The sequence below is a fragment of the Pseudomonas sp. genome (assembly GCF_030696055.1).
GTDB lineage: Bacteria > Pseudomonadota > Gammaproteobacteria > Pseudomonadales > Pseudomonadaceae > Aquipseudomonas.
In genome coordinates, this window is sequence record NZ_JAUYNP010000026.1 from 1 (window position 1) to 5,382 (window position 5,382).

Sequence of the window (5,382 nt, forward strand, 5' to 3'; positions counted from 1 at the left end):
TGCAGCGGGGCGATATCGGCGAGAAACACGTCGCCCTTGACCTTGACCCGCAGGCCATTGATCCGCGACTTATTGGCGCGCACCAACTCGGGCAGGTCGAAATCCTCGGCGTAACGCGACAACGGGATACCCGGCACCTCATCCACCCGCACCCCGAGCAGCTGCGCGGCGCTGCGGTTGGCGGCGACTATCGAGCCGCCCATATCGATGGACAGCACCGGGAAATCCAGGGCGCCGAGCAAGGCATTCAGCTCCAGATGGCGTCGCTCGCTGGGCATCAGACCCACGCGCTTGACCCCGAACACCCCAGAGATCGCCTCGAACTTCGGCCGCAGCGACTGGAACTGCAGGTTGATCAGGTTCGGGCAGTGCAGGTAGATGGCATTGCCCTGCTCGCCGCCGACCTCGCCGCGAGCCACGTTGATGCCGTACTCGACCAGCAGATTGAGGATGTCGCGCAGGATGCCAATCCGGTTTTGGCAGTGGACTTTGATACGCATGGCAGGGCTCTAAGCAGGCTTTGGGTGGGCCGCAGACCGAATAAATCGGCGGACACGGCTGAATTGTCGTCAAGAATATGTGACAGATTAGCGCAACAGCAAGACGGAACTGAGCCGCATCGCCAGCCACGTAACCATTTCTTTACGAATTAACCACCCCTTTCTCGCCCCTAGCCCCTAGCAGCAGGCTGCATCGCGGCCGCCACAGGAGTATCCCTAGTTCAAGCAGTTAGCCCACCACAACAACAAGAGCCCCAGCAGGAGGCAACGAGAATGAGCACCCACTATGTGGCTCGCGAACCGGACGACAGCGGCTTTATCCACTACCCGGAAGCCGAACATCAGGTGTGGAATACCCTGATCACCCGCCAGCTCAAGGTGGTCGAGGGCCGCGCCTGTCAGGAATACCTGGACGGCATCGAGCAGCTCGGCCTGCCCCATGAGCGCATCCCGCAGCTGAGCGAGATCAACCAGGTGCTGCAGGCCACCACCGGCTGGCGCGTGGCCCGGGTGCCGGCGCTGATTCCCTTCCAGACCTTCTTCGAATTGCTGGCCAGCAAGCAGTTTCCGGTAGCCACTTTTATCCGCACCCCGGAGGAGCTGGACTACCTGCAAGAGCCGGATATCTTCCACGAGATCTTCGGCCACTGCCCGCTGCTGACCAACCCCTGGTTCGCCGAATTCACCCACACCTACGGCAAACTCGGCCTCAAGGCCAGCAAGGAAGAACGCGTCTATCTGGCGCGCCTGTACTGGCTGACCATAGAGTTCGGCCTGGTCGATACCAGCCAAGGGCGCAGGATCTACGGCGGCGGCATCCTGTCCTCACCGAAGGAAACCCTCTATAGCCTGTCCGATCGGCCCGAGCACCTGGCCTTCGACCCGATCGAGGCAATGCGCACGCCCTACCGCATCGACATCCTGCAGCCGCTGTATTTCGTCTTGCCGGAGCTCAAGCGCCTGTTCGAACTGGCCCATGAGGACATCATGGCGATGGTTCCGCAGGCCATGCGCCTGGGCCTGCATGCACCCAAGTTTTCGCCAAAAGCCGCATAACGGCGTTGTAGCCGGGTAGGTTGGACTGAGCTGCGCGAAGCCCAACATTGCGTCCATAAGCTGTCAGACGAGCGGGACGTCAGGCGGCGTGCTGCGCACTCCCTGTTGGGCTTCACTGCGTTCAGCACCAACCTACGCTCATTTATTACCCTTCATTCCGGAGAATCCCTATGACCCTTGCCCAAGCCCAATGCGAAGCCTGCCGCGCCGATGCACCGAAAGTCTCGGATGACGAACTGGCCGAACTGATACGCGAGATCCCCGACTGGAATATCGAAGTGCGCGACGGCCATATGGAGCTGGAGCGGGTCTTCCTGTTCCGCACCTTCAAGCACGCCCTGGCCTTTACCAATGCGGTGGGCGCCATAGCCGAGGAAGTCGGCCACCACCCGGCCCTGCTCACCGAATGGGGCAAGGTCACCGTCACCTGGTGGAGCCACGAGATGAAAGGCCTGCACCGCAACGACTTCATCATGGCGGCGCGCACCGATGTGCTGGCCGCCAGCGCCGAGGGCCGCAAGTGAGCCATTTCGCCACGATAGTCCGGGTCCCCGGCGACCCGATTCTCGGCCTGATGGACGCCTACCGCGCGGACAGCAACCCCGCCAAGCTCGACCTGGGCGTCGGCGTGTACAAGGACGCCCAGGGCCTGACGCCTATTCCGCGAGCGGTCAAACTGGCCGAGCAAGGCCTGCTGCAAAGCGAAACCACCAAGAGCTATATCGGCGGCCATGGCGATGCGCTGTTCTGCGCGCGCCTGGCCCAGCTGGTGCTGGGCGTCGATAACCCGCTGCTGCAGGAACGCGCGGCTGCCAGCCAGACCCCCGGCGGCACCGGCGCCCTGCGCCTGGCCGCGGATTTTATCGGCCGTTGCCTGCCGAACCGCGGCATCTGGCTGAGCGACCCGACCTGGCCGATCCACGAAAGCATCTTCGCCGCCGCCGGTTTGCGCGTCGGCCATTACCCCTATGTCGGCGCGGATAACCAGCTGCAGGTCGAGACGATGCTCGAGGCGCTGAACCAGGTGCCCAAGGGCGATGTGGTACTGCTGCATGCCTGCTGCCATAACCCCACGGGCTTCGACCTGACCCCGCGCGACTGGAAGCGCGTGCTGGAAGTGGTCAAGGCGCGCGAATTGCTGCCGCTGCTGGACTTCGCCTACCAGGGCTTCGGCGACGGCCTGGAGCAGGACGCCTTCGCCGTGCGCCTGTTTGCCGCCGAGCTGCCCGAACTGCTGATCACCAGTTCCTGCTCGAAGAACTTCGGCCTGTACCGCGAACGCACCGGCGCTCTGCTGGTCTGCGCCGAGAGCGCCGACAAGCTGCAGGATGTGCGCAGCCAACTGGCCTTTATCGCGCGCAATCTGTGGTCCACCCCGCCGGCCCATGGCGCCGCCGTGGTCGCCAGCATCCTCGACAATGCCGAGCTGAAGCGTCTCTGGATGGACGAACTGGAAGCCATGCGCCAACGCGTCGTCAGTCTGCGACTAGGGCTGGTGCAAGCCTTGCAGCCTTATGGTCTGGCCGAGCGCTTCGCCCATATCGCCCAGCAACGCGGCATGTTCTCCTACACCGGCCTGAGCCCTGCCCAGGTACAGCAGCTGCGCGATAAGTACAGCGTCTATATGGTCGGCAGCGGCCGGGCCAATATGGCCGGGCTGGCTGCCCAGCGCCTGGATCAGCTGGCCCGCGCCATTGCCCGGGTCTGCATTTAAGCGCACGCCTGGCCCGCCAGCACGACGGGCAAGGTCGCGCCTGACTAGCCCTGCTGGCTATCCACCGCACAGTTGATCATCCACGACACCCCGAAGCGATCGGTGAGCATGGCAAAGCGCGTGGCCCAGAAGGTCTGCTGCAGCTCCATCTGCACCGAGCCCTGGGCGGACAGCGCCGCATACAGGCGCTCCGCCTCGGGCACGTTATCCACCTGCAGGGAGATCGAGCAGCCTTTGATGCCCGCATACGGAGACTGCGGCAATGTGTCGGAGGCCATCAGCAGCTGGTCGCCCACCGTCAGGCAGACGTGGATGACCCGGTCGTGGAACTCGGCCGGAATATTGCCGGCCTCCGGGCTCTCGCCGAAGCGCATCAGCTGCAGGCTGCCGCCCAGGCATTCGGCGTAGAACTTGAAGGCGGCTTCGCACTGGCCGTCGAAGAACAGATAGGCATGGATTTTCATGGCAGGCTCCTTAGTCCTTGGCGCTCATTTGCGCGCGGATGCGCTCTTCCTGCTCGCGCAGTTCGGGGGTGAATTCGGCGCCGAAGTCCTCGGCCGCGAAGATCTGCCGGATCTCGATCTCGGAGTCCCCCGGCATGGGATTGGGGCAGCGTTTGACCCAGGCGATGCACTCTTGCAGGGAGCTCGCCTGGAAGATCCAGAAGCCGGCGATCAGCTCCTTGGTTTCCATAAAGGGGCCATCGACCACGCTGCGCTGGCTGCCAGAAAACCTGACCCGCGCCCCCCGGCTGCTCGGATGCAAGCCTTCACCGGCCTGCATCACACCCGCCTCGACCAACTCCTCGTTGTAACGCCCCATGGCCGCCAGCAGCTCCTCGCTGGGCATGACGCCGGCTTCGGAATCCGCGGTGGCCTTGACTATCACCATAAAACGCATCGTCTTTCTCCTTGTTTAAGCGGGTCGGTAAGCCTGCCAGGACCGATGTGCACCCTAGGGCAGACAGTGAATCCCAGGTTGGGTTCTAAACCTTAGTCGAGCGGCAGCAGGCTGAATCGACAGGCGGGAGAATTTTTTTAGACGAGTCGCCGATCACGCTTCTGCGCGCCCCCTACAGGGCTGAGCGAGCCGGGCTATAGTGGGCTGAACTCAAGCTGCTGGAGTGGGGTCATGCTGCGTCTATTCGCCCTGCTCTGGCTGCTCGGCTTGTGCGCCCCGCTGCAGGCGGAAATCCTCACCTATGCGCCGCCCGAGGTGGCGGACGACCCGCGCAACCGCTATCCGCTGCTGCTACTGCAACTGGCGCTGGACCAGGCCGGCGGCGACTACCAGCTGCAGCCTTCGGCGACGCCCATGCAGCAAGGCCGCGTATTTATGGAGCTGGCCCACGGCCGCAACGTGCGAGTGGCCTGGAGCATGACCAGCCTGGAGCGCGAGGCGCAGTTGCTGCCGATCCGCATCCCCCTCTACAAGGGTCTGATCGGCTGGCGCCTGGCACTGGTGAAGGCCGAACGCCGCGAACTGCTGCATAAGGTACGCAACCTGGAAGAGCTGGGCCGCTTCAGCGCCGGCCAGGGTCACGACTGGCCCGACACAGAGATACTGCGCGCCAATGGTCTGCCGGTGGTGGGCGTGCCGAACTACCAGAGCCTGTTCAGCATGCTGACCCTGGGCCGCTTCGATTACTTCCCGCGTTCCCTGGCGGAAGTCTGGGCCGAGGCCGAGCAGCAGCGCGCCGGCGGCCTGGTGGTGGACGACAGCCTGGTGCTGCACTACCCCAGCGCCGTCTACTTCTTCGTCAACCCCAAGGACGTCGCCCTGGCCGCGCATATCGAACGCGGCCTGGAACTGGCCATCGCCGACGGCAGCTTCGAGCGGCTGTTCCAGGTCCATTACGGCGAGTACATCGAACGGGCGCAGCTCGGCAAACGGCGGATATTGCACCTGAACAATCCCCTGCTGCCGCCGCAAACCCCGCTGCAACGCAAGGAACTATGGTTTCAGCCGCAGTAACCAACCCCGTTTAGAACCTGTTGCGGATCTCGCGAGCTAGAGCGAGGCAAGGCAAAAACAGCCGAGGAAGCGGAGTTTACGGGTTGTAAATGAGCATTCCGAGGCTGTTTTTAACGCAGTATCGCCGACGCGCAGCAG

Annotated in this window: 7 protein-coding genes; 4 read left to right on the forward strand and 3 right to left on the reverse strand. The window is 63.5% G+C overall.

The window, feature by feature from the left end:
• On the reverse strand, positions 1-500 hold a 500-nt coding region (locus Q8Q83_RS01390; protein ID WP_305620474.1), incomplete at its 3' end, for an ACT domain-containing protein.
• Positions 501-773: 273 nt separating this feature from the next.
• Here Q8Q83_RS01390 and phhA point away from each other — a divergent pair.
• The 3 genes from phhA to Q8Q83_RS01405 all read left to right on the forward strand — a co-directional run bounded on the left by phhA (position 774) and on the right by Q8Q83_RS01405 (position 3,270).
• The gene (gene phhA / locus Q8Q83_RS01395; RefSeq protein ID WP_305620475.1) at positions 774-1,556 is read left to right on the forward strand and encodes a phenylalanine 4-monooxygenase; all 783 of its coding nucleotides are present in this window, start codon (positions 774-776) and stop codon (positions 1,554-1,556) included.
• A gap of 170 nt (positions 1,557-1,726) precedes the next feature.
• On the forward strand, positions 1,727-2,080 hold the full coding sequence (locus Q8Q83_RS01400) for a 4a-hydroxytetrahydrobiopterin dehydratase (protein WP_305620476.1): 354 nt from the start codon (positions 1,727-1,729) through the stop codon (positions 2,078-2,080).
• Positions 2,077-3,270, forward strand: a complete 1,194-nt coding sequence (locus Q8Q83_RS01405; protein WP_305620478.1) for an amino acid aminotransferase — start codon at positions 2,077-2,079, stop codon at positions 3,268-3,270. Before Q8Q83_RS01400 ends, Q8Q83_RS01405 begins: the two co-directional genes overlap by 4 nt.
• A gap of 44 nt (positions 3,271-3,314) precedes the next feature.
• Here Q8Q83_RS01405 and Q8Q83_RS01410 read toward each other — a convergent pair whose 3' ends face one another.
• Together Q8Q83_RS01410 and Q8Q83_RS01415 are read right to left on the reverse strand one after the other, a co-directional pair.
• The gene (locus Q8Q83_RS01410; protein ID WP_305620480.1) at positions 3,315-3,734 is read right to left on the reverse strand and encodes a VOC family protein; all 420 of its coding nucleotides are present in this window, start codon (positions 3,732-3,734) and stop codon (positions 3,315-3,317) included.
• A gap of 10 nt (positions 3,735-3,744) precedes the next feature.
• Entirely contained in the window at positions 3,745-4,170 is a 426-nt protein-coding gene (locus tag Q8Q83_RS01415; RefSeq protein ID WP_305620482.1) for a YciI family protein, read from the reverse strand.
• A gap of 231 nt (positions 4,171-4,401) precedes the next feature.
• On the opposite strand from Q8Q83_RS01415, the gene Q8Q83_RS01420 reads away from it, so the two are divergent.
• On the forward strand, positions 4,402-5,244 hold the full coding sequence (locus tag Q8Q83_RS01420) for a hypothetical protein (RefSeq protein ID WP_305620484.1): 843 nt from the start codon (positions 4,402-4,404) through the stop codon (positions 5,242-5,244).
• Positions 5,245-5,382: the final 138 nt, after the last annotated feature.